The 18806-nt window shown below is 55.2% G+C and carries 17 protein-coding genes; 10 read left to right on the forward strand and 7 right to left on the reverse strand.

Annotated elements, in window-relative coordinates; all coding sequences use genetic code 11:
• Positions 1-9 precede the first annotated feature (9 nt).
• From aceF to pdhR, 3 genes are all read right to left on the reverse strand, one after another.
• Positions 10-1905, reverse strand: a complete 1896-nt coding sequence (gene aceF, locus CKK19_RS15960) for a pyruvate dehydrogenase complex dihydrolipoyllysine-residue acetyltransferase (RefSeq protein ID WP_022647065.1) — start codon at positions 1903-1905, stop codon at positions 10-12.
• Positions 1906-1919: 14 nt separating this feature from the next.
• Entirely contained in the window at positions 1920-4583 is a 2664-nt protein-coding gene (aceE, locus tag CKK19_RS15965; RefSeq protein ID WP_022647064.1) for a pyruvate dehydrogenase (acetyl-transferring), homodimeric type, read from the reverse strand.
• A 123-nt stretch (positions 4584-4706) separates the two neighbouring features.
• Positions 4707-5471: a pyruvate dehydrogenase complex transcriptional repressor PdhR gene (pdhR, locus tag CKK19_RS15970; protein ID WP_006173806.1), complete on the reverse strand. Its 765-nt coding sequence runs from the start codon at positions 5469-5471 to the stop codon at positions 4707-4709.
• A gap of 537 nt (positions 5472-6008) precedes the next feature.
• Here pdhR and aroP point away from each other — a divergent pair.
• From aroP to CKK19_RS15985, 3 genes are all read left to right on the forward strand, one after another.
• Positions 6009-7379: an aromatic amino acid transporter AroP gene (aroP, locus tag CKK19_RS15975; protein ID WP_023299335.1), complete on the forward strand. Its 1371-nt coding sequence runs from the start codon at positions 6009-6011 to the stop codon at positions 7377-7379.
• A gap of 164 nt (positions 7380-7543) precedes the next feature.
• The gene (locus CKK19_RS15980) at positions 7544-8941 is read left to right on the forward strand and encodes a glycoside-pentoside-hexuronide (GPH):cation symporter (RefSeq protein ID WP_063853346.1); all 1398 of its coding nucleotides are present in this window, start codon (positions 7544-7546) and stop codon (positions 8939-8941) included.
• Between the two features lie 10 nt (positions 8942-8951).
• Entirely contained in the window at positions 8952-9902 is a 951-nt protein-coding gene (locus tag CKK19_RS15985; RefSeq protein ID WP_063148365.1) for a family 43 glycosylhydrolase, read from the forward strand.
• Between the two features lie 18 nt (positions 9903-9920).
• Here the strand turns inward: CKK19_RS15985 and ampE are convergent, their stop codons facing one another.
• Both ampE and ampD read right to left on the reverse strand, forming a co-directional pair.
• Complete coding sequence (gene ampE / locus CKK19_RS15990) at positions 9921-10775, reverse strand: beta-lactamase regulator AmpE (protein WP_063853345.1); 855 nt, start codon at positions 10773-10775, stop codon at positions 9921-9923.
• The gene (gene ampD / locus CKK19_RS15995; protein ID WP_022647059.1) at positions 10772-11335 is read right to left on the reverse strand and encodes a 1,6-anhydro-N-acetylmuramyl-L-alanine amidase AmpD; all 564 of its coding nucleotides are present in this window, start codon (positions 11333-11335) and stop codon (positions 10772-10774) included. The genes ampE and ampD overlap by 4 nt, the downstream gene beginning before the upstream one ends.
• A gap of 87 nt (positions 11336-11422) precedes the next feature.
• On the opposite strand from ampD, the gene nadC reads away from it, so the two are divergent.
• The 4 genes from nadC to hofC all read left to right on the forward strand — a co-directional run bounded on the left by nadC (position 11423) and on the right by hofC (position 15494).
• A complete protein-coding gene (gene nadC, locus CKK19_RS16000) occupies positions 11423-12316 on the forward strand; it encodes a carboxylating nicotinate-nucleotide diphosphorylase (protein WP_022647058.1) in 894 nt (297 codons plus the stop codon).
• Positions 12317-12490: 174 nt separating this feature from the next.
• The gene (ppdD, locus tag CKK19_RS16005) at positions 12491-12928 is read left to right on the forward strand and encodes a prepilin peptidase-dependent pilin (RefSeq protein WP_023299332.1); all 438 of its coding nucleotides are present in this window, start codon (positions 12491-12493) and stop codon (positions 12926-12928) included.
• Positions 12929-12940: 12 nt separating this feature from the next.
• Positions 12941-14320, forward strand: coding sequence for a type II secretion system protein GspE (gene gspE / locus CKK19_RS16010; protein ID WP_022647056.1), 1380 nt, complete (start codon positions 12941-12943; stop codon positions 14318-14320).
• Positions 14310-15494 (forward strand): protein transport protein HofC, encoded by a 1185-nt coding sequence (gene hofC, locus CKK19_RS16015; protein WP_063135787.1) that lies wholly within the window; start codon positions 14310-14312, stop codon positions 15492-15494. The genes gspE and hofC overlap by 11 nt, the downstream gene beginning before the upstream one ends.
• A gap of 33 nt (positions 15495-15527) precedes the next feature.
• On the opposite strand, the gene CKK19_RS16020 is transcribed toward hofC, so the two are convergent.
• Positions 15528-16571 carry a GMP reductase gene (locus tag CKK19_RS16020; protein ID WP_022647054.1) on the reverse strand — a complete coding sequence of 348 codons (1044 nt, stop codon included), beginning with the start codon at positions 16569-16571 and terminating at the stop codon, positions 15528-15530.
• Between the two features lie 228 nt (positions 16572-16799).
• Here CKK19_RS16020 and coaE point away from each other — a divergent pair, with 228 nt between their 5' ends.
• From coaE to yacG, 3 genes are read left to right on the forward strand one after another with little or no spacing between them, the layout of a single operon-like run.
• Positions 16800-17420: a dephospho-CoA kinase gene (gene coaE, locus CKK19_RS16025; RefSeq protein ID WP_022647053.1), complete on the forward strand. Its 621-nt coding sequence runs from the start codon at positions 16800-16802 to the stop codon at positions 17418-17420.
• Entirely contained in the window at positions 17420-18163 is a 744-nt protein-coding gene (zapD, locus tag CKK19_RS16030; protein ID WP_022647052.1) for a cell division protein ZapD, read from the forward strand. The genes coaE and zapD overlap by 1 nt, the downstream gene beginning before the upstream one ends.
• Before the next feature lie 9 nt (positions 18164-18172).
• Positions 18173-18367 carry a DNA gyrase inhibitor YacG gene (gene yacG / locus CKK19_RS16035; protein ID WP_003856332.1) on the forward strand — a complete coding sequence of 65 codons (195 nt, stop codon included), beginning with the start codon at positions 18173-18175 and terminating at the stop codon, positions 18365-18367.
• A 34-nt stretch (positions 18368-18401) separates the two neighbouring features.
• On the opposite strand, the gene mutT is transcribed toward yacG, so the two are convergent.
• Positions 18402-18794, reverse strand: coding sequence for an 8-oxo-dGTP diphosphatase MutT (gene mutT, locus CKK19_RS16040; protein WP_032621758.1), 393 nt, complete (start codon positions 18792-18794; stop codon positions 18402-18404).
• Positions 18795-18806 lie beyond the last annotated feature (12 nt).

Consider the following 18806-nt stretch of genomic DNA (forward strand, 5'->3'; position numbering starts at 1 on the left):
GCTTTTCGATTACATCACCAGGCGGCGAATGTCGCTCAGGGTGTTGTTGATGATGGTGATGAAACGCGCACCATCAGCCCCGTCGATTACGCGGTGGTCGAAGGACAGAGAGATTGGCATCATCAGACGCGGCACGAACTCTTTGCCATTCCACACCGGCTCCATCGCGGACTTGGACACACCGAGGATAGCCACTTCCGGCGCGTTTACAATCGGCGCGAAGTGGGTGGTACCCAGGCCGCCGATGCTGGAGATAGTGAAGCAGCCGCCCTGCATTTCGCCGGCAGTCAGCTTACCATCACGCGCTTTTTTGGAGATGGTGGTCAGTTCACGGGACAGCTCGGTAATGCTCTTCTTGTTCACGTCTTTGAAGACCGGAACCACCAGACCATTTGGCGTATCAACCGCAACACCGATGTTGATGTATTTCTTCAGCGTCAGCTTCTGGCCGTCTTCGGACAGGGAGCTGTTGAAGCGTGGCATCTGCTCAAGAGCAGCGGCAACGGCCTTCATGATAAAGACCACTGGGGTGAACTTCACGTCCAGCTTACGCTTCTCAGCTTCGGCGTTCTGCTGTTTACGGAACGCTTCCAGATCGGTGATATCGGTCTTATCGAAGTGCGTAACGTGCGGGATCATCACCCAGTTACGGCTCAGGTTAGCACCAGAGATTTTCTGGATACGGCCCAGCTCCACTTCTTCGATTTCACCGAACTTACTGAAGTCCACTTTCGGCCATGGCAGCATGCCCGGGATACCGCCGCCAGCGGCTGCCGCAGGTGCAGCTTCGGCGCGTTTCACCGCGTCTTTCACGTAAGCCTGAACGTCTTCGCGCAGGATACGACCTTTACGGCCGGTGCCCTTCACTTTCGCCAGGTTCACACCGAATTCGCGCGCCAGGCGACGAATCAGCGGAGTCGCGTGGACGTAAGCGTCGTTTTCAGCGAACTCAGATTTTTCTGCTTTAGCAGCAGGGGCAGCAGCAGGTTTAGCAGCCTGAGCCGGTGCAGCAGCAGGTGCCGGAGCAGCCGCGGCAGCCGGAGCGGCGGCAGGCGCTGCGCCTTCCACTTCGAAGACCATGATCAGAGAGCCGGTAGACACTTTGTCGCCGGTGCTGATTTTGATCTCTTTAACGGTACCGGCGAACGGCGCAGGCACTTCCATAGAAGCTTTGTCGCCTTCAACGGTGATCAGTGACTGTTCAGCGGCAACTTTGTCGCCCACTTTCACCATCACTTCGGTCACTTCAACTTCGTCACCGCCGATATCCGGTACGTTAACGTCTTTCGCGCCGCCAGCAGCCGCTGGTGCAGCGGCCGGAGCCGGAGCAGCAGCCTGAGCAGGCGCAGCGGCAGGTGCTGCACCCGCCACTTCAAAGACCATGATCAGCGAGCCGGTAGACACTTTGTCGCCGGTGTTGATCTTGATCTCTTTAACGGTACCGGCGAACGGTGCTGGCACTTCCATAGAGGCTTTGTCGCCTTCTACGGTGATCAGTGACTGCTCAGCCGCAACGGTGTCGCCCACTTTCACCAGGATTTCGGTAACTTCAACTTCGTCACCGCCGATGTCAGGCACATTTACTTCTTTCGCTGCCGCGGCCGCTGCTGGAGCAGCAGCAGGAGCGGCTTCTTTCTTCTCTTCCTGCGCAGGTGCAGCAGCTGCTGCACCGTCGGCGGAATCGAAAATCATGATCAGTTTGCCAGTCTCGGTTTTATCGCCAACAGAGACTTTGATCTCTTTAACGATGCCAGCCTGAGGAGACGGGACTTCCATAGAGGCTTTGTCGCCTTCTACGGTGATCAGCGACTGTTCAGCTTCAACTTTGTCGCCTACTTTGACCAGGATCTCGGTGATTTCAACTTCATCAGCCCCGATGTCCGGTACATTGATTTCGATAGCCATTATTCTTTTACCTCTTACGCCAGACGCGGGTTAACTTTATCTGCATCGATGTTGAATTTGGTGATTGCGTCCGCAACCACTTTCTTATCGATTTCGCCACGTTTAGCCAGTTCGCCCAGTGCTGCTACTACCACGTAGGAAGCATCAACTTCGAAGTGGTGACGCAGGTTTTCGCGGCTGTCAGAACGACCGAAGCCGTCAGTACCCAGTACGCGATAATCATCAGCTGGAACGTAAGTACGAACCTGCTCAGCGAACAGTTTCATATAGTCAGTAGACGCCACCGCTGGCGCGTCGTTCATCACCTGAGCGATGTACGGAACGCGTGGGGTTTCCATTGGGTGCAGCATGTTCCAGCGCTCACAATCCTGGCCATCACGCGCCAGTTCAGTGAAGGAGGTCACAGAGTACACATCGGAACCCACACCGTAGTCTTTCGCCAGGATCTGCGCTGCTTCACGAACGTGACGCAGGATAGAACCGGAGCCCAGCAGCTGAACTTTACCTTTGCTACCTTCGATGGTTTCGAGTTTGTAGATACCTTTACGGATACCTTCCTCGGCACCTGCTGGCATTGCCGGCATGTGGTAGTTTTCGTTCAGGGTGGTGATGTAGTAGTAAACGTTCTCTTGCGCTTCACCGTACATGCGCTGCAGACCGTCATGCATGATGACTGCCACTTCGTACGCGTAAGACGGGTCGTAAGAGATACAGTTAGGGATAGTCAGAGACTGAATGTGGCTGTGACCATCTTCGTGCTGCAGACCTTCACCGTTCAGGGTCGTACGACCAGAAGTACCACCGATCAGGAAGCCGCGAGCCTGCTGGTCGCCTGCCTGCCAGCACAGATCACCGATACGCTGGAACCCGAACATGGAGTAGTAGATGTAGAACGGGATCATCGGCAGGTTGTTGGTGCTGTAAGAGGTCGCAGCAGCCAGCCAGGATGCGCCTGCGCCCAGCTCGTTGATACCTTCCTGCAGGATCTGACCTTTCTCGTCTTCTTTGTAGTATGCAACCTGCTCACGGTCCTGCGGGGTGTACTGCTGGCCGTTCGGGCTGTAGATACCGATCTGACGGAACAGACCTTCCATACCGAAAGTACGCGCTTCGTCGGCGATGATTGGAACCAGACGATCTTTGATTGACTTGTTCTTCAGCATCACGTTCAGGGCACGAACGAAAGCGATAGTGGTAGAGATCTCTTTGTTCTGCTCTTCCAGCAGCTGAGAGAAGTCTTCCAGGGCTGGCAGTTCCAGCTTCTCGGTGAAGTTAGGCTGACGAGCAGGCAGGTAGCCTTTCAGCGCCTGACGACGTTCGTGCAGGTACTTGTGCTCTTCAGACCCTTCAGGGAAGGTGATGTAAGACAGGTTTTCTACCTGCTCATCGGTCACTGGAACGTTGAAACGGTCGCGGATATAACGCACGCCGTCCATGTTCATTTTCTTAACCTGGTGAGCGATGTTTTTACCTTCTGCGGTATCACCCATGCCGTAACCTTTGATGGTGTGGGCCAGGATCACAGTCGCTTTACCTTTGGTTTCCTGCGCTTTTTTCAGTGCAGCGTAAACTTTCTTCGGATCGTGACCACCGCGGTTCAGCGCCCAGATCTGCTCGTCAGTCCAGTCTGCAACCAGGGCTGCGGTTTCAGGATATTTGCCGAAGAAGTGCTCACGAACGTAGGCACCGTCTTTGGATTTGAAGGTCTGGTAGTCGCCGTCAACGGTTTCGTTCATCAGCTGGATCAGTTTACCGCTGGTGTCTTTACGCAGCAGCTCATCCCAACGACCGCCCCACATGACTTTGATCACGTTCCAGCCTGCACCCGCGAAGATGCCTTCCAGTTCGTTAATGATCTTGCCGTTACCGGTTACCGGACCATCCAGACGTTGCAGGTTACAGTTGATGATGAAGCACAGGTTGTCCAGCTTCTCACGGGTCGCGATGGTGATCGCGCCTTTAGATTCTGGCTCATCCATTTCACCGTCGCCCAGGAAGGCGTAAACGGTCTGCTCAGAGGTGTCTTTCAGACCACGGTGTTCCAGGTACTTCAGGAATTTAGCCTGATAGATTGCACCAATTGGGCCCAGACCCATAGATACGGTCGGGAACTGCCAGAACTCAGGCATCAGTTTAGGGTGCGGATAAGAAGACAGACCCTTACCGTGAACTTCCTGACGGAAGTTGTTCATCTGCTCTTCAGTCAGACGACCTTCCAGGAAGGCACGTGCATAGATGCCCGGAGAGATGTGGCCCTGGAAGTACACCAGATCGCCGCCGTCTTTCTCGTTGGCTGCACGGAAGAAGTGGTTGAAGCACACTTCGTAAACGGTCGCAGAGGACTGGAAGGACGCCATGTGGCCACCCAGTTCCAGATCTTTCTTGGATGCGCGCAGAACGGTCATGATAGCGTTCCAGCGGATAGCAGAACGGATACGGCGTTCCAGATCCAGATTGCCCGGGTATTCCGGTTCGTCTTCGACGGCAATCGTGTTTACGTAGTTGCTAGCCCCTGCACCTGAAGCCACTTTCACGCCGCCTTTGCGCGCTTCTGAAAGCAGCTGATCAATCAGATACTGAGCACGCTCAACACCTTCTTCACGGATGACCGATTCGATCGCCTGTAGCCAGTCGCGAGTTTCGATCGGATCCACGTCATTTTGGAGACGTTCTGACATGGGGGTATTCCTTATCTATCTAATACGTTGATTTGTCTGGAACCTGTCCCATTGTGCTCTCGGTTAAGAGCACAATAAGACAGGTTCTGCGTTTAGTTGCCGCGCTCTAAAAGTACCTGGCGCTTAATCCTTTCGTTGCTGTATGCGGCGCAATGAACGCTCGCGACGCGATTGTTCACGGCTGCGGTCCAGCAAGATTTCCTCAATGAAAGCCAGATGGCGGTGCGACGCTTCACGCGCCTGCTCCGGTTCCCCGGCCATTATCGCCTCGAATACTCGGGTGCGATGGTTGCTTACCAGCGGGAGCATCTCCCGACGGGCATACAACAATTCAAAATTCTGACGAACGTTCTGGGCCAGCATGGGCTCCATGCAGCGTAGCAGATGGAGGAGCACCACGTTGTGCGCTGCTTCGGTGACGGCAATTTGATACTGGACAACGGCGCTGGATTCGGCGTCTAAGTCGCCGGACTGCTGTGCCCGTTCAATGGCCTGATGCAGCTCGCGAATACGTACGCGGTCTTCATCAGTGCTGCGAAGGGCGGCGTAATAGGCCGCGATACCTTCCAGCGCGTGACGGGTCTCAAGCAGATCAAACTGGGATTCTGGGTGGTCAGAGAGAAGTTCTACCAGCGGGTCGCTGAAGCTCTGCCACAGGCTGTTTTGCACAAAGGTTCCGCCACCCTGACGACGGAGCAACAGGCCCTTTGCTTCGAGACGTTGAATCGCCTCACGCAGAGAGGGGCGTGAAACGTCGAACTGTTTTGCCAGCTCGCGTTCTGGCGGGAGTTTCTCGCCCGGGCGCAGTGTCCCTTCGAGAATCAAAAACTCCAGCTGCTGCTCAATCACATCGGAAAGTTTTGGTTGGCGAATTTTGCTGTAGGCCATATTCCCTGTCTTACGCCTTTTTGCCCGGAGTCAATTGGTCTTACCAATTTCATGTTCGTATCGCTAAAGTAACAAAGTATTCACCTTCTGTCCATATTGGTTTTGATTGAAATCAGGAAACCCGGCACATTTTAACAACCTTACAGAACTAACGTTTCAGGAATGTAACTTTGCACAAATGAAATGGTTACTCCCAAAGGGGCAGTTTTAACCATATTTAAACGAGGGATTTTGCAATCTGAAGCGATTCAACAAGGCAAAATATGAAAATTCGCCCACTTATGACGCATTTCTATTCTATAGGTTGGGGTATGAGGGGTTAACGTACCGATTTACAATTGGTTTCTTTTTATTCAAGTCGTCATCAGCCCTTCATAAAGCAGGTGCATTCGCTGGCACTTACCACTATTCTGGCGCTAACGGAAGCCATCTCCGCTTTTTTCGGTATCGTTAACCGTAAAGAAATAAATACAGAATATGGACTTTCATAATTACACACGCACAGCGTGAACATAACAACCACACACGAGGTTTCAAATGGAAGCTCAACAGCATGGCGATCAGCTAAAGCGCGGTCTTAAAAACCGCCATATTCAGCTCATCGCCCTGGGCGGTGCTATTGGTACTGGCCTGTTTCTGGGCAGTGCGTCCGTTATCCAGTCGGCCGGTCCGGGCATCATTCTGGGTTACGCGATTGCAGGTTTCATTGCGTTTTTGATTATGCGCCAGTTAGGGGAAATGGTCGTTGAGGAGCCGGTTGCAGGCTCTTTTAGCCACTTTGCCTACAAATACTGGGGCAGCTTTGCGGGTTTCGCCTCTGGATGGAACTACTGGGTTCTTTACGTGCTGGTTGCTATGGCGGAACTCACCGCCGTCGGTAAATACATTCAATTCTGGTACCCGGAGATCCCCACCTGGGCGTCTGCGGCAGTCTTCTTCGTGCTGATCAACGCCATTAACCTGACCAACGTGAAAGTGTTTGGGGAAATGGAGTTCTGGTTCGCCATTATCAAAGTAATTGCCGTTGTAGCGATGATCATATTTGGCGGCTGGCTGCTCTTCAGCGGCAACGGTGGCCCGCAGGCAACCGTACGCAACCTCTGGGAACAGGGCGGGTTCCTGCCGCACGGCATGACCGGCCTGGTAATGATGATGGCGATCATTATGTTCTCCTTCGGCGGTCTGGAGCTGGTGGGCATCACCGCCGCGGAAGCCGACAACCCGGAGCAGAGCATCCCGAAAGCCACAAATCAGGTTATCTACCGTATTCTGATCTTCTACGTGGGCTCCCTGGCGGTCCTGCTCTCCCTGCTGCCATGGACACGCGTCACGGCGGATACCAGCCCGTTTGTGCTGATCTTCCACGAGCTGGGCGACACCTTCGTGGCGAACGCGCTTAACGTCGTAGTGCTGACCGCCGCGCTCTCTGTTTATAACAGCTGCGTTTACTGCAACAGCCGTATGCTGTTCGGCCTGGCGCAACAGGGCAACGCACCGAAAGCGCTGCTTACCGTTGATAAACGTGGCGTACCGGTTAACACCATTATCGTGTCGGCGGTCGTGACGGCGCTTTGCGTTCTGATTAACTACCTGGCACCGGAATCGGCCTTCGGCCTGCTGATGGCGTTGGTGGTTTCCGCGCTGGTGATCAACTGGGCGATGATTAGCCTCGCGCACATCAAGTTCCGCCGCGCCAAGCAGCAGCAGGGCGTAACCACGCGCTTCCCTGCCCTGCTCTATCCGCTGGGGAACTGGGTTTGCCTGCTGTTCATGGCGGCCGTGCTGGTCATCATGCTCATCACGCCAGGCATGGCGATTTCCGTCTACCTCATCCCGGTGTGGATTGCGATCCTCGGCGTGGGCTATATGGTGAAACAGAAAAATGCCAAAACGGTGAAAGCGCACTAAGTGTTTTCTCGCTGTACCCGCGGTTGCGGGTACAGCGTCTTGTTACCTTCCTCACAAATTCACGCCAACAGCAAAATCCTCCATATCACCGCCCTTATATTGCAACGCATATATCCGTTTGCCAGCGAATAATTCTCTCCATACCGAAACCCGGAGATCTGTCGATGGATAACAACAAACTGTCAGTAAAAGAAAAGATCGGCTATGGCATGGGTGACGCCGGATGCAACATTATCTTTGGCGCCATCATGTTATTTGTTAACTATTTTTATACGGATATTTTTGGTCTGGCGCCTGCGCTGGTTGGGGTACTGCTGCTGTCCGTTCGCGTGATTGACGCCGTAACGGACCCAATCATGGGCGCGATTGCCGACCGTACCCGCAGCAAATATGGCCGATTTCGTCCATGGCTACTGTGGATTGCCTTCCCCTATGCGCTGTTCAGCATCCTGATGTTCACCACCCCAGAGTGGAGCTATAACAGCAAAGTTATCTATGCATTTGTCACCTACTTCCTGCTGTCGCTGACCTATACCGCCATCAACATTCCGTACTGCTCGCTCGGTGGCGTGATCACCAACGACCCAAAAGAGCGCGTAGCCTGCCAGTCCTATCGTTTTGTTATGGTCGGTATCGCCACGCTGCTGCTGTCGCTTACGCTCCTGCCAATGGCTGACTGGTTCGGTGGGGATAACAAAGCCAAAGGCTACCAGATGGCGATGACCGTGCTGGCGCTGATAGGTACCTGCATGTTCCTGTTCTGCTTCGCCACGGTGCGCGAGCGCGTTCGCCCGGCTGTACAAACCCACGACGAACTGAAAAACGACCTGAAGGATGTGTGGAAGAATGACCAGTGGGTGCGCATTCTGCTTCTGACGCTCTGCAACGTCTGCCCGGGCTTTATCCGCATGGCGGCCACCATGTATTACGTCACCTGGGTAATGGGGCAAAGCACCCATTTCGCCACGCTGTTTATCAGCCTGGGCGTTGTCGGCATGATGTTCGGCAGTATGCTGGCGAAAGTGCTGACCGACCGCTGGTGCAAGCTGAAGGTCTTCTTCTGGACCAACATCGCGCTGGCGATTTTCTCCTGCGCCTTCTACTTCTTCGACCCGAAAGCGACGACAACCATTGTTGCGCTTTACGTCCTGCTGAATATCCTGCACCAGATCCCATCCCCTCTGCACTGGTCACTGATGGCCGACGTGGACGACTACGGTGAATGGAAAACCGGGAAACGTATCACCGGGATAAGCTTCTCCGGCAACATCTTCTTCCTGAAGCTGGGTCTGGCGATTGCCGGGGCGATGGTTGGCTTCCTGCTCTCCTGGTACGGTTATGACGCGGGCGCAAAAGCGCAGAGCGCGGATGCCATCAACGGCATTGTGCTGCTCTTTACCGTCATTCCTGGCATTGGATATTTAATTACCGCGGGCGTTGTACGTCTGCTGAAAGTGGACCGTGAGACCATGAAGCAAATCCAGTCCGATCTGGAGAAGCGTCGCACCAACTATCGTGAACTGAGCGACTATCAGGAATTTAAAGCCGCTGAGACTAAATAAGGAAAGCCGAATGCAAACCTGGCCAAACCCGTTTATTGAACAACGCGCCGACCCGTATATCCTGCGTCACGAAGGACAATATTACTTTATCGCCTCCGTGCCGGAGTATGACCGGCTGGCGATCCGCCGCGCGGACTCGCTGGAAGATTTAGGCAATGCCGAAGAGGTAGTTGTCTGGCGCAAGCCCGACACCGGCCCGATGAGCCAGCTGATCTGGGCACCGGAACTGCATCATATCGACGGCAAGTGGTACATCTACTTTGCCGCCACACATACCCAGGCGCTCGACGAACTCGGGATGTTCCAGCATCGCATGTTCGCCATTGAATGCGCAGATCGCGATCCGCTCACCGGTACATGGGTGGAAAAAGGGCAAATCAAAACCCCGTTTGACACCTTCGCGCTGGATGCCACTACCTTTGTGCATCAGGGCAAACGCTGGTATCTGTGGGCGCAAAAAGCCCCGGACATTTCCGGTAACTCCAATCTTTACCTGTGTGAAATGGAAAATCCGTGGACGCTGAAAGGCGAGCCGGTAATGCTCAGTAAACCGGAATATGACTGGGAGTGCCGCGGATTCTGGGTCAACGAAGGCCCGGCGGTGCTGTTCCATGGCGATAAGCTATTTATCAGCTATTCCGCCAGCGCCACCGACGAGAATTACTGCATGGGATTACTGTGGATAGACGTAGATGCCGATCCGCAAAACCCGGCTAACTGGCATAAATCCCCGCGCCCGGTGTTCGTCACCAGCTACGAAAACCGTCAGTATGGACCAGGCCATAACAGCTTTACGCAGACGCCGGAAGGCGACGATGTGCTGGTCTACCACGCGCGAAACTACACTGAAATTGAAGGCGATCCGCTTTACGATCCGAATCGCCACACTCGCCTGAAGCTCGTCCGCTGGGACGACAACGGGATGCCTGATTTCGGCATCCCGCCTGCGGATACGCTGTAACGGCTTCGGCGCGCTGGGTCAGACCAGCGTGCCGTAAATCGTCAGCAACGCCACAATCACCACCACCACAAACGACGTTTTTTTCGCCATCGAGACGGCAGCTTTAGGCGTTTCGACTTTATTCGTGTGCGGCTCGCGAGCCAGCGAGAATTGAGCCAGTCGGGTTAAGACATGATACTGCGCGGTATGGCGGTCTGCAAGGGAGGCAAACCACGCTGGCAACGCCTTTTCACCGTGACCGATGAGGGCATAGACCACGCCGACCAGTCGCACCGGAAGCCAGTCGAGCACGTGCAGAATGGCATCAATGCCGGACTGGAGACGTTCATGCGGCGTAAGGTAGCGGGCAAGCCAGGTCTGCCAGGCGCGCAGAAAAGCATAGCCCATCAGCAGTACTGGTCCCCATGGACCGCCCACCACAAACCAGAACAGCGGCGCCAGGTAGTAACGGAAGTTAATCCACAGCAGCGCGTTTTGTAGCTCGCGCAGAAATTCGCGTTCATCGCAGTCCGGCGGTACGCCGTGGATCATCGTCAGCTCGCTCGCCATCGCGCCGCGCGCGTGGACATCATCCCGGGAAGCAGCTTTCAGATACGCGTGATAGTGCAAACGCACCTTGCCCGCGCCAATACACAACACGCCCAGCAGTATCCATACCACCAGCAGCGGCACGTTGAAAAAGAGGCCGTAAAGTGAGCGTAGCAACAGGAACGTAATCACCATCACACCTGCCGTCATAAGCAGCGTGCGTAGCATGGAAAAATGCCTGATCCGGCGGAATAACACTTCCAGCCGATGATCCAGATGCCAGTGCTCGCCGAGCTTAAACAGGCGTTCGGCGATCATAACCAGCAGCATGGTAAACAACGTCATGTTATCTCCTTATCTGACGACGTGGTAAGCATGGCGTGAAACCGGGACCAGTCAAACGCCGGGCCGGGGTCGGTTTTCCTTTCGGGGGCGATGTCGCTGTGCCCCGTAATGTTGTCTGCAATGGCGGGATAAAGCCCCACTAAAGTTTGCGTCACAGCAACCAGTTTCTGATATTGCGCATCGGTGTAAGGCGTGGTGTCCGTTCCTTCCAGTTCAATTCCAATGGAGAAATCATTGCACCGCTCGCGCCCCTGATACATCGACACGCCGGCATGCCAGGCTCGCTTATCAAAAGGAACATACTGAACCACTTCGCCATCACGGCGGATCAGGCAGTGCGCCGATACGCGCAAATGCGCAATCTCAGCAAAGTAAGGATGAGCATCGGGATCTATCGTTCCCGTGAATAACGCGTCGATCCACGGACCGCCAAACTCACCTGGCGGGAGACTTATGTTGTGAACCACCAGCAGTGTGGGCTTTTCATCCTCCGGGCGGCAATCGTGGTGCGGCGACGGTACATGTCGCGCGTCCACCAGCCATCCGTTTTCTAACAACATGCTGGAACTCCTTATCTATGGTGCTGTTACTCGGTTCAGAGTAGCATGTTTCAATATTATGATTCGTTACCAATTTGGAGTTTTATCATGCCGCCTCGCCGCTATAACCCCGACCACCGACGTGACGCGCTTCTGGAACGTATTAATAGTGATATCCCGGCAAGCGTTGCCCATGCCCTGAGAGAAGACCTCGGCGGTGACGTCAGCGCCGATAACGATATTACCGCCCAATTGTTGCCAAAAGAGACACGGTCGCACGCGGTAGTCATCACCCGCGAAGCGGGGGTTTTCTGCGGCAAACGCTGGGTTGAGGAGGTCTTTACCCAGCTGGCGGGCGACGAGGTGCAGGTAACATGGCACGTTGAGGACGGTGATGCGGTCACGGCAAATCAGCCACTGTTCGAGCTGGACGGCCCGTCCCGCGTCTTGCTGACCGGTGAACGCACCGCGCTCAATTTTGTGCAAACGCTCTCTGGCGTTGCCAGTGAAGTACGCCGCTACGTTGACCTGCTGGCAGGCACCCGCACGCAGCTGCTGGATACCCGTAAAACCCTGCCGGGCCTGCGCACCGCGCTGAAATACGCCGTGCTCTGCGGCGGTGGCGCCAACCATCGTCTGGGGCTATCCGATGCCTTCCTGATCAAAGAGAACCACATTATTGCCTCTGGCTCGGTACGTCAGGCCGTGGAAAAAGCCTTCTGGCTGCATCCGGATGTGCCGGTCGAAGTGGAAGTGGAAACGCTGGATGAGCTGGACGAGGCCATTAAAGCGGGGGCTGACATCATCATGCTCGATAACTTCGACACGGAGCAGATGCGTGAAGCGGTCAAACGCACAAACGGCCAGGCGCAGCTTGAGGTGTCCGGCAACGTGACGTTCGACACCCTCCGCGAATTTGCTGAAACCGGCGTCGATTATATCTCCGTGGGAGCCCTGACCAAGCACGTACGTGCCCTGGACCTCTCGATGCGCTTCAAATAACTGATCTTCCCCTCTCCGCCCGGAGAGGGGAAATACGAAACCGCTCGCAATTACGCTGTCCTTCTCTGCAACACTGAATCATTTCCCTGAAAGCCCTTTCACGTTCGCGCTTTTGCCCCTCGTTTCTGCGCGCCGGTACTGCCACAGTAGCGCCACTTAACGTAAGGAGCAGATATGAACAGACAACAAGGATTTACCCTGATTGAGCTAATGGTGGTCATTGGCATTATTGCCATCCTGAGCGCGATTGGCATCCCGGCCTATCAGAACTACCTGCGAAAAGCAGCGCTCACCGATATGCTGCAAACGTTCATTCCCTACCGCACCGCTATTGAGCTTTGCGCCCTGGATCGTGGTGGTGTGGATCGCTGCGACGCAGGAACCAATGGCATCCCCTCCCCGACTACCACGCGTTACGTTTCAGCGATGAGCGTGGCGAAGGGGGTCGTATCGTTAACAGGGCAGGAAAGCCTTAACGGACTTGAAGTGCTCATGACACCGATCTGGAGCGACGGTAACGGTATGACGGGCTGGACGCGCGCCTGCAACATTGCGTCCGACACGGCGCTCAGACAAGCCTGTGAAGATGTTTTCCGCTTCGACAACAACTGACAGGAGTGGACAATGAACACCGAACAGCTTATGACGCTCTGTCAGCGCCATCACGCACTGCTACTCGCAAGCGACACCGAGATGATCAGCATTGCGGTGGTGGGTAATCCTGCCTCTGAGCTGATGGAAGCGTTACGCTTCGCCACACAGAAACGTATTGATATTGAGTGCTGGACGGCCGAACGGATGGAAAAACGGCTTCAGTCCCTCTCATCATCACACCTGCCGGGAATAGTGCCAAACTCAGCCGCTGACGTGCTCAGTACAACGTTGCAGCAGGCAGTGAACCAGCGGGCTTCTGACATCCATATTGAACCGACGGAGCACGGCTACCAGATCCGTTTGCGAATCGACGGTGTTCTCTACCCGCAACCGCCGGTTTCCGCCGCCCTCGGTACGACGCTTGCCGCACGCCTGAAGGTGCTGGGCCAACTGGATATTGCGGAGCGCCGCCTACCGCAGGACGGTCAGTTTACGGTGGAGCTGGCAAGCGTCCCCGTCTCTTTTCGTATCGCAACCCTTCCCTGTAGCGGTGGAGAAAAAATCGTGCTTCGTCTGCTTCACCAGGTGCAGCAGGCACTGGAGCTTGAACTGCTGGGGATGAGTGCAGACCAGCAGGCCCGTTTTGCCGGGGCGCTTAACAGCCCTCAGGGGTTGATTCTGGTCACCGGCCCGACCGGTAGCGGGAAAACGGTGACGCTGTACAGTGCGTTACAGGCGCGAAATACCCCTGACGTTAATATTTGCAGCGTGGAAGATCCCGTTGAAATCCCGCTTGCAGGCTTAAACCAGACGCAGATTAATCCGCGCGCGGGGCTGACCTTCCAGAGCGTGCTGCGTGCCCTGCTCAGGCAGGATCCTGACATCATTATGGTGGGTGAAATTCGTGACGGCGAAACGGCAGAAATTGCCATTAAGGCGGCGCAAACCGGGCATCTGGTGCTGTCCACCCTTCATACTAATTCGACGACTGAAACGCTGGTACGGTTGCAACAGATGGGCGTCGCGCGCTGGATGATCTCTTCGGCGCTCTCGATGGTGATTGCCCAGCGGCTGGTGCGTCGTTTATGCCCGTACTGCCGACAGGAAGCCAGCCGCCACACCGAATTACCTCGCACGCTGTGGCCCCGGCCGCTTCCTCGCTGGCAACCCACCGGTTGCGAGCGCTGCTACCACGGTTTTTATGGTCGCGTAGCCATTTTTGAAGTGCTCGTCATCGACGACACGCTGCGGCAGGCCATCGCCAGCGGAGCAAGCACGGAGGTGATTGGGTCCAGCGCTCGTCAGGCGGGAATGACCTCTTTGTTTGAGCACGGCTGCATGGCCGTGGAGCAAGGGCTGACCACGCTCGAAGAGTTGTTGCGCGTCCTGGGAATGCCCGATGGCTGCTAATTCGCTCTGGCGCTGGCGTGCCCTGACCACCGAGGGGGAGGTGCAAACCGGCACCCTCTGGGCCATCGACCGTAACGCAGCTTACACGGCTCTGGTGCTTAAACAGCTGCACCCGCTGGCGCTAAAACGCTGCCAGCAGCGACACCGATGGCAGGTACAACACTGCTACGATATTTTTCGCCAGCTCGCCACGCTGCTACAGGCCGGACTCACGCTGTCCCAAAGCCTGCACATGCTGGCGGAACAGCATCCTTTGAAGCACTGGCAGGCGCTGCTGCACAGTCTTGCTGATGACCTGAGCGAAGGTTGCGCCCTGTCAGAGGCCATGAAGAAATGGCCAGAGGTGTTTAGCCCCCTTTATGTCTCGATGGTGAAGACGGGTGAGCTGACGGGTAAGCTCGAAGCCTGCTGCCGTCAGCTTGCGCTGCAGCAAAAATCCCAGCAGCAGCTCAGTGCAAAGGTGAAGAAAGCGCTGCGCTATCCGCTGATCATCCTGACGCTGGCCGTTTTCGTGGTGCTGGCGATGGTCACGCTGGTGTTGCCTGAGTTTGCTGCAATCTACAAAACGTTCAACACCCCGCTCCCTTTGCTCACGCAGGCAGTCATGGGGCTGGCGGCCCTGGTTCAGGCGCATATGCTCACCCTTTTGGCCCTGCTCGTGGCAATGGTTGTCATCGCCTGTAAGCTGCGGCGGCATCCGCGCTGGCAGTACGTCCTGTTACATGTACCTGTGATGGGCACGCTGATGCGTGGGCAAAAACTGGGGCAAATTTTTACAGTGCTGTCATTAACCCAGCAGGCTGGAATTGCTTTTTTACAAGGAGTGGAGAGTGTGGAGGAAACCGTTGAGAGTGGCTATTGGCAGGAGAAACTCCGTGAGATACGCAGCGATATCGAACAGGGGATGCCCGTGTGGTCCTCCTTCCAGAAGGCCTCTGTTTTTACGCCACTGTGTATTCAGCTCATTCGCACCGGAGAAGTATCGGGTTCACTGGATGTGATGCTGATGAATCTGGCCCGCCATCATACGGAACAGACATTTCAGCAGGCAGACAATCTGGCGGCGCTTCTTGAGCCTTTGCTACTGGTCGTGACAGGTCTGATTATTGGCACGCTGGTGGTGGCGATGTATCTGCCGATTTTCCATCTGGGGGATGCAATGAGCGCGGGGTAATGCTGGCGCACGGACGCGCGCCAGCCGTAGCCGTCAGAGGCTATTAAATACGCGGTTTTCCTGCTCCTGAACGCGGATAAACGTCGTGCGTTTAGTCAGCTCTTTCAGGCGGGAAGCCCCCACGTAGGTGCAGGCAGAACGCAGACCGCCGAGGATATCGCGCGCCGTGTTTTCGACCGGGCCACGCAGTGGCAGCTTAACGGTTTTGCCTTCCGCCGCACGGTATTTCGCGACACCACCCACGTGACGGGTCATCGCAGATTCAGAGCTCATTCCGTAGAACAGCATGAATTTCTCACCGTTCTCTTCCACCACGGTACCGCCGCTCTCTTCGTGGCCGGCCAGCATGCCACCGAGCATCACGAAGTCCGCGCCGCCGCCGAAGGCTTTCGCCACATCGCCTGGCATGGTGCAGCCACCGTCGCTGATGATCTGGCCGCCCAGACCGTGCGCGGCGTCAGCGCATTCAATTACCGCAGACAGCTGCGGATAACCCACACCGGTTTTCACGCGCGTGGTGCAAACGGACCCCGGGCCAATGCCTACTTTCACAATGTCGGCCCCGGAGAGGATCAGCTCTTCACACATTTCACCGGTCACCACGTTGCCCGCGATGATGGTTTTGGTTGGCCAGGCTTCACGCGCCTTGCTGACGAACTGGACGAAATGCTCGGAATAACCATTTGCCACGTCAATGCAGACAAAATTCAGCGCCGGATTGGCGTTCAGGATCTGTTTGGTTTTCTCGAAATCTGCATCAGACGTACCGGTCGAGACCATCACATGCTTCACCACGTCAGCCGAGGCGGAGGCGACAAACGCATTCCACTCCTCAGGGCTGTAGTGTTTATGTACCGCAGTAAGGATGTCGAATTGCGCCAGCGCGGTCGCCATCTCGAAGGTCCCGACGGTGTCCATATTGGCCGCGATAATCGGCACGCCAGACCACGTCTGACCGGAATGCTTAAAGGTGAATTGACGTTCGAGTTCAACGTCTGAGCGACTTTTCAGTGTAGAGCGTTTAGGGCGGATAAGAACGTCTTTGAAACCTAACTTCAGATCTTCTTCGATACGCATGTGCGGATTCCTGGGGTTAGAGGCAAATATATTAAAAGCACAACTCCAGTGACGCTATCATACGCACTAATACCTGCTCCGCAAGACTGCGAAATTCTCTTTTTTTACGCTACAATCCTATAAATTTACCTGGTAAAAAGCGGGTAAAGAGAGCTAAACATTGGCTGTTGTAAGTTTGAATTTTAAGCAACTGATTTTAAAACTGAATAATTCCCAGGATCTGATTTAATGGGGTATATCGTCGCATTAACCGGCGGCATCGGTAGTGGTAAAAGCACCGTTGCGCACGCGTTTGCTCGTCTCGGCATCACGATTATCGACGCCGATATCATTGCCCGTCAGGTGGTAGAACCCAATACACCCGCCTTAAACGCCATCGAAGCGCATTTTGGTCGCCGAGTGATACAGGCTGACGGCACCCTGAATCGTCGGCAGTTGCGTGAGTGCATATTTTCCGATCCGGCGGAAAAAGCCTGGCTTAATGCCCTGCTCCACCCCATTATCCACCAGGAAACTCAGCGTCAGATTGCCGCAGCCAGTTCGCCCTATGTGTTGTGGGTGATCCCGTTACTGGTGGAAAATCAGCTTCAAAATAAAGCAGACAGAACGCTGGTGATTGACGTTTCCCGCGAAACGCAAATCCAGAGAACCATGGCGCGTGACCATGTTTCACGCGAGCATGCTGAACAAATTCTTGCCGCACAGGCCACGCGCGAAGCGCGCCTCGCCGTTGCGGATGATGTTATTGATAATAACGGCGCACCAGATGCCATTGCATCGGATGTTGCTCGTCTGCACGCGCAGTATCTGACCTTCGCCGCGCAGGCCGTTGCACAGGAAAAACCATAATGTCGACTCATATCCTTTTTGAGCATCCGCTTAACGAAAAAATGCGTACCTGGCTACGCATAGAATTTCTTATTCAACAACTTTCACAACATCTGCCCGTCAACGATCACGCCACCGCGCTGCATTTTTTCCGCAACGTGGGCGATCTGCTGGATGTGATTGAACGCGGCGATGTCCGCACTGAGCTGTTGAAAGAGCTGGAGCGCCAGCAGCGTAAATTACAGGCCTGGGCCGAAGTACCGGGCGTAGATAAAAGTCGAATTGACGCTTTACGCCAGCAGCTAAAAAACAGCAGCGCGACGCTGATGGCCGCGCCGCGCGTTGGACAATTTTTACGCGAGGACCGTCTGATTGCGCTGGTGCGTCAGCGTCTGAGCATACCGGGCGGTTGCTGTAGCTTTGACCTTCCAACGCTACATATGTGGCTGCACATGCCGCAGGAACAGCGCGATCGCCAGGTAAACAGCTGGATGGGCAGTCTGGAGCCGATGAATCAAACGTTATCCCTGATCCTCGATCTTGTGCGTAACTCTGCCCCGTTCCGCAAGCAGACCAGTCTCAACGGTTTTTATCAGGATAACGGCGACGACGCCGATCTTCTGCGTTTGAATCTCTCTCTTGGCGAGCAGCTTTACCCGCAAATTTCCGGACATAAAAGCCGTTTCGCGATCCGCTTTATGCCGCTGGACAGTGAGCATGGCACCGTGCCGGAACGCCTCGATTTTGAACTGGCCTGTTGTTAAGGAGTGCCGATGTCTGACGTAACCACCGTAAACTGCCCAACCTGTGGGAAAACTGTCGTCTGGGGAGAAGTGAGTCCATTTCGCCCATTCTGCTGCAAACGCTGTCAACTTATAGACCTGGGCGAATGGGCGGCGGAAGAGAAACGCATTCCGAGCGAAGGCGATCTCTCGGATAGCGATGACTGGAGCGAAAACCAGCAGTAACATTTAAAGCCTGCTGGCGCTTCGCTTAGCAGGCCTACGGTTGTGCGACCAGCCGGAGGATCACAGGCTCATTGGCAGGCGGGAATTTTTCCGCATCGCTGGCCTGAAGCTCAATCCAGTTACCCGGCTGCCCCTCTTTTCCCCATGGCTCACCTTCCCAGTTTTCCACCAGCCAGAACCAGAGCGTGATGTGCCTGTCCGGAAACTGGTACTCCAGCTTATCGAACAGCGTTGCGTCAAGCGGGGTGATCCCCACCTCTTCCTGAAGCTCACGCACCAGCGCCTGCTCCGGCGTTTCACCTGATTCGATTTTCCCGCCGGGGAATTCCCATTTGTTGGCCATATGCGCATCGGCGGCACGTTGGGTAATGAAGATCTGGTTTTGCGGGTTGCGAATGATCCCGACAGCAATTTGCAGTGTTTTCATCATGTCACGTCC

Source organism: Enterobacter sp. CCUG 70166 (assembly GCF_020224095.1).
GTDB lineage: Bacteria > Pseudomonadota > Gammaproteobacteria > Enterobacterales > Enterobacteriaceae > Enterobacter > Enterobacter intestinihominis.

What these genes read in the sequence shown, in the direction of transcription:
- aceF (WP_022647065.1), bottom strand. Translation starts at nt 1,905, where the DNA reads ATGGCTATCGAAATCAATGTACCGGACATCGGGGCTGATGAAGTTGAA.
- aceE (WP_022647064.1), bottom strand. Translation starts at nt 4,583, where the DNA reads ATGTCAGAACGTCTCCAAAATGACGTGGATCCGATCGAAACTCGCGAC.
- pdhR (WP_006173806.1), bottom strand. Translation starts at nt 5,471, where the DNA reads ATGGCCTACAGCAAAATTCGCCAACCAAAACTTTCCGATGTGATTGAG.
- aroP (WP_023299335.1), top strand. Translation starts at nt 6,009, where the DNA reads ATGGAAGCTCAACAGCATGGCGATCAGCTAAAGCGCGGTCTTAAAAAC.
- CKK19_RS15980 (WP_063853346.1), top strand. Translation starts at nt 7,544, where the DNA reads ATGGATAACAACAAACTGTCAGTAAAAGAAAAGATCGGCTATGGCATG.
- CKK19_RS15985 (WP_063148365.1), top strand. Translation starts at nt 8,952, where the DNA reads ATGCAAACCTGGCCAAACCCGTTTATTGAACAACGCGCCGACCCGTAT.
- ampE (WP_063853345.1), bottom strand. Translation starts at nt 10,775, where the DNA reads ATGACGTTGTTTACCATGCTGCTGGTTATGATCGCCGAACGCCTGTTT.
- ampD (WP_022647059.1), bottom strand. Translation starts at nt 11,335, where the DNA reads ATGTTGTTAGAAAACGGATGGCTGGTGGACGCGCGACATGTACCGTCG.
- nadC (WP_022647058.1), top strand. Translation starts at nt 11,423, where the DNA reads ATGCCGCCTCGCCGCTATAACCCCGACCACCGACGTGACGCGCTTCTG.
- ppdD (WP_023299332.1), top strand. Translation starts at nt 12,491, where the DNA reads ATGAACAGACAACAAGGATTTACCCTGATTGAGCTAATGGTGGTCATT.
- gspE (WP_022647056.1), top strand. Translation starts at nt 12,941, where the DNA reads ATGAACACCGAACAGCTTATGACGCTCTGTCAGCGCCATCACGCACTG.
- hofC (WP_063135787.1), top strand. Translation starts at nt 14,310, where the DNA reads ATGGCTGCTAATTCGCTCTGGCGCTGGCGTGCCCTGACCACCGAGGGG.
- CKK19_RS16020 (WP_022647054.1), bottom strand. Translation starts at nt 16,571, where the DNA reads ATGCGTATCGAAGAAGATCTGAAGTTAGGTTTCAAAGACGTTCTTATC.
- coaE (WP_022647053.1), top strand. Translation starts at nt 16,800, where the DNA reads ATGGGGTATATCGTCGCATTAACCGGCGGCATCGGTAGTGGTAAAAGC.
- zapD (WP_022647052.1), top strand. Translation starts at nt 17,420, where the DNA reads ATGTCGACTCATATCCTTTTTGAGCATCCGCTTAACGAAAAAATGCGT.
- yacG (WP_003856332.1), top strand. Translation starts at nt 18,173, where the DNA reads ATGTCTGACGTAACCACCGTAAACTGCCCAACCTGTGGGAAAACTGTC.
- mutT (WP_032621758.1), bottom strand. Translation starts at nt 18,794, where the DNA reads ATGAAAACACTGCAAATTGCTGTCGGGATCATTCGCAACCCGCAAAAC.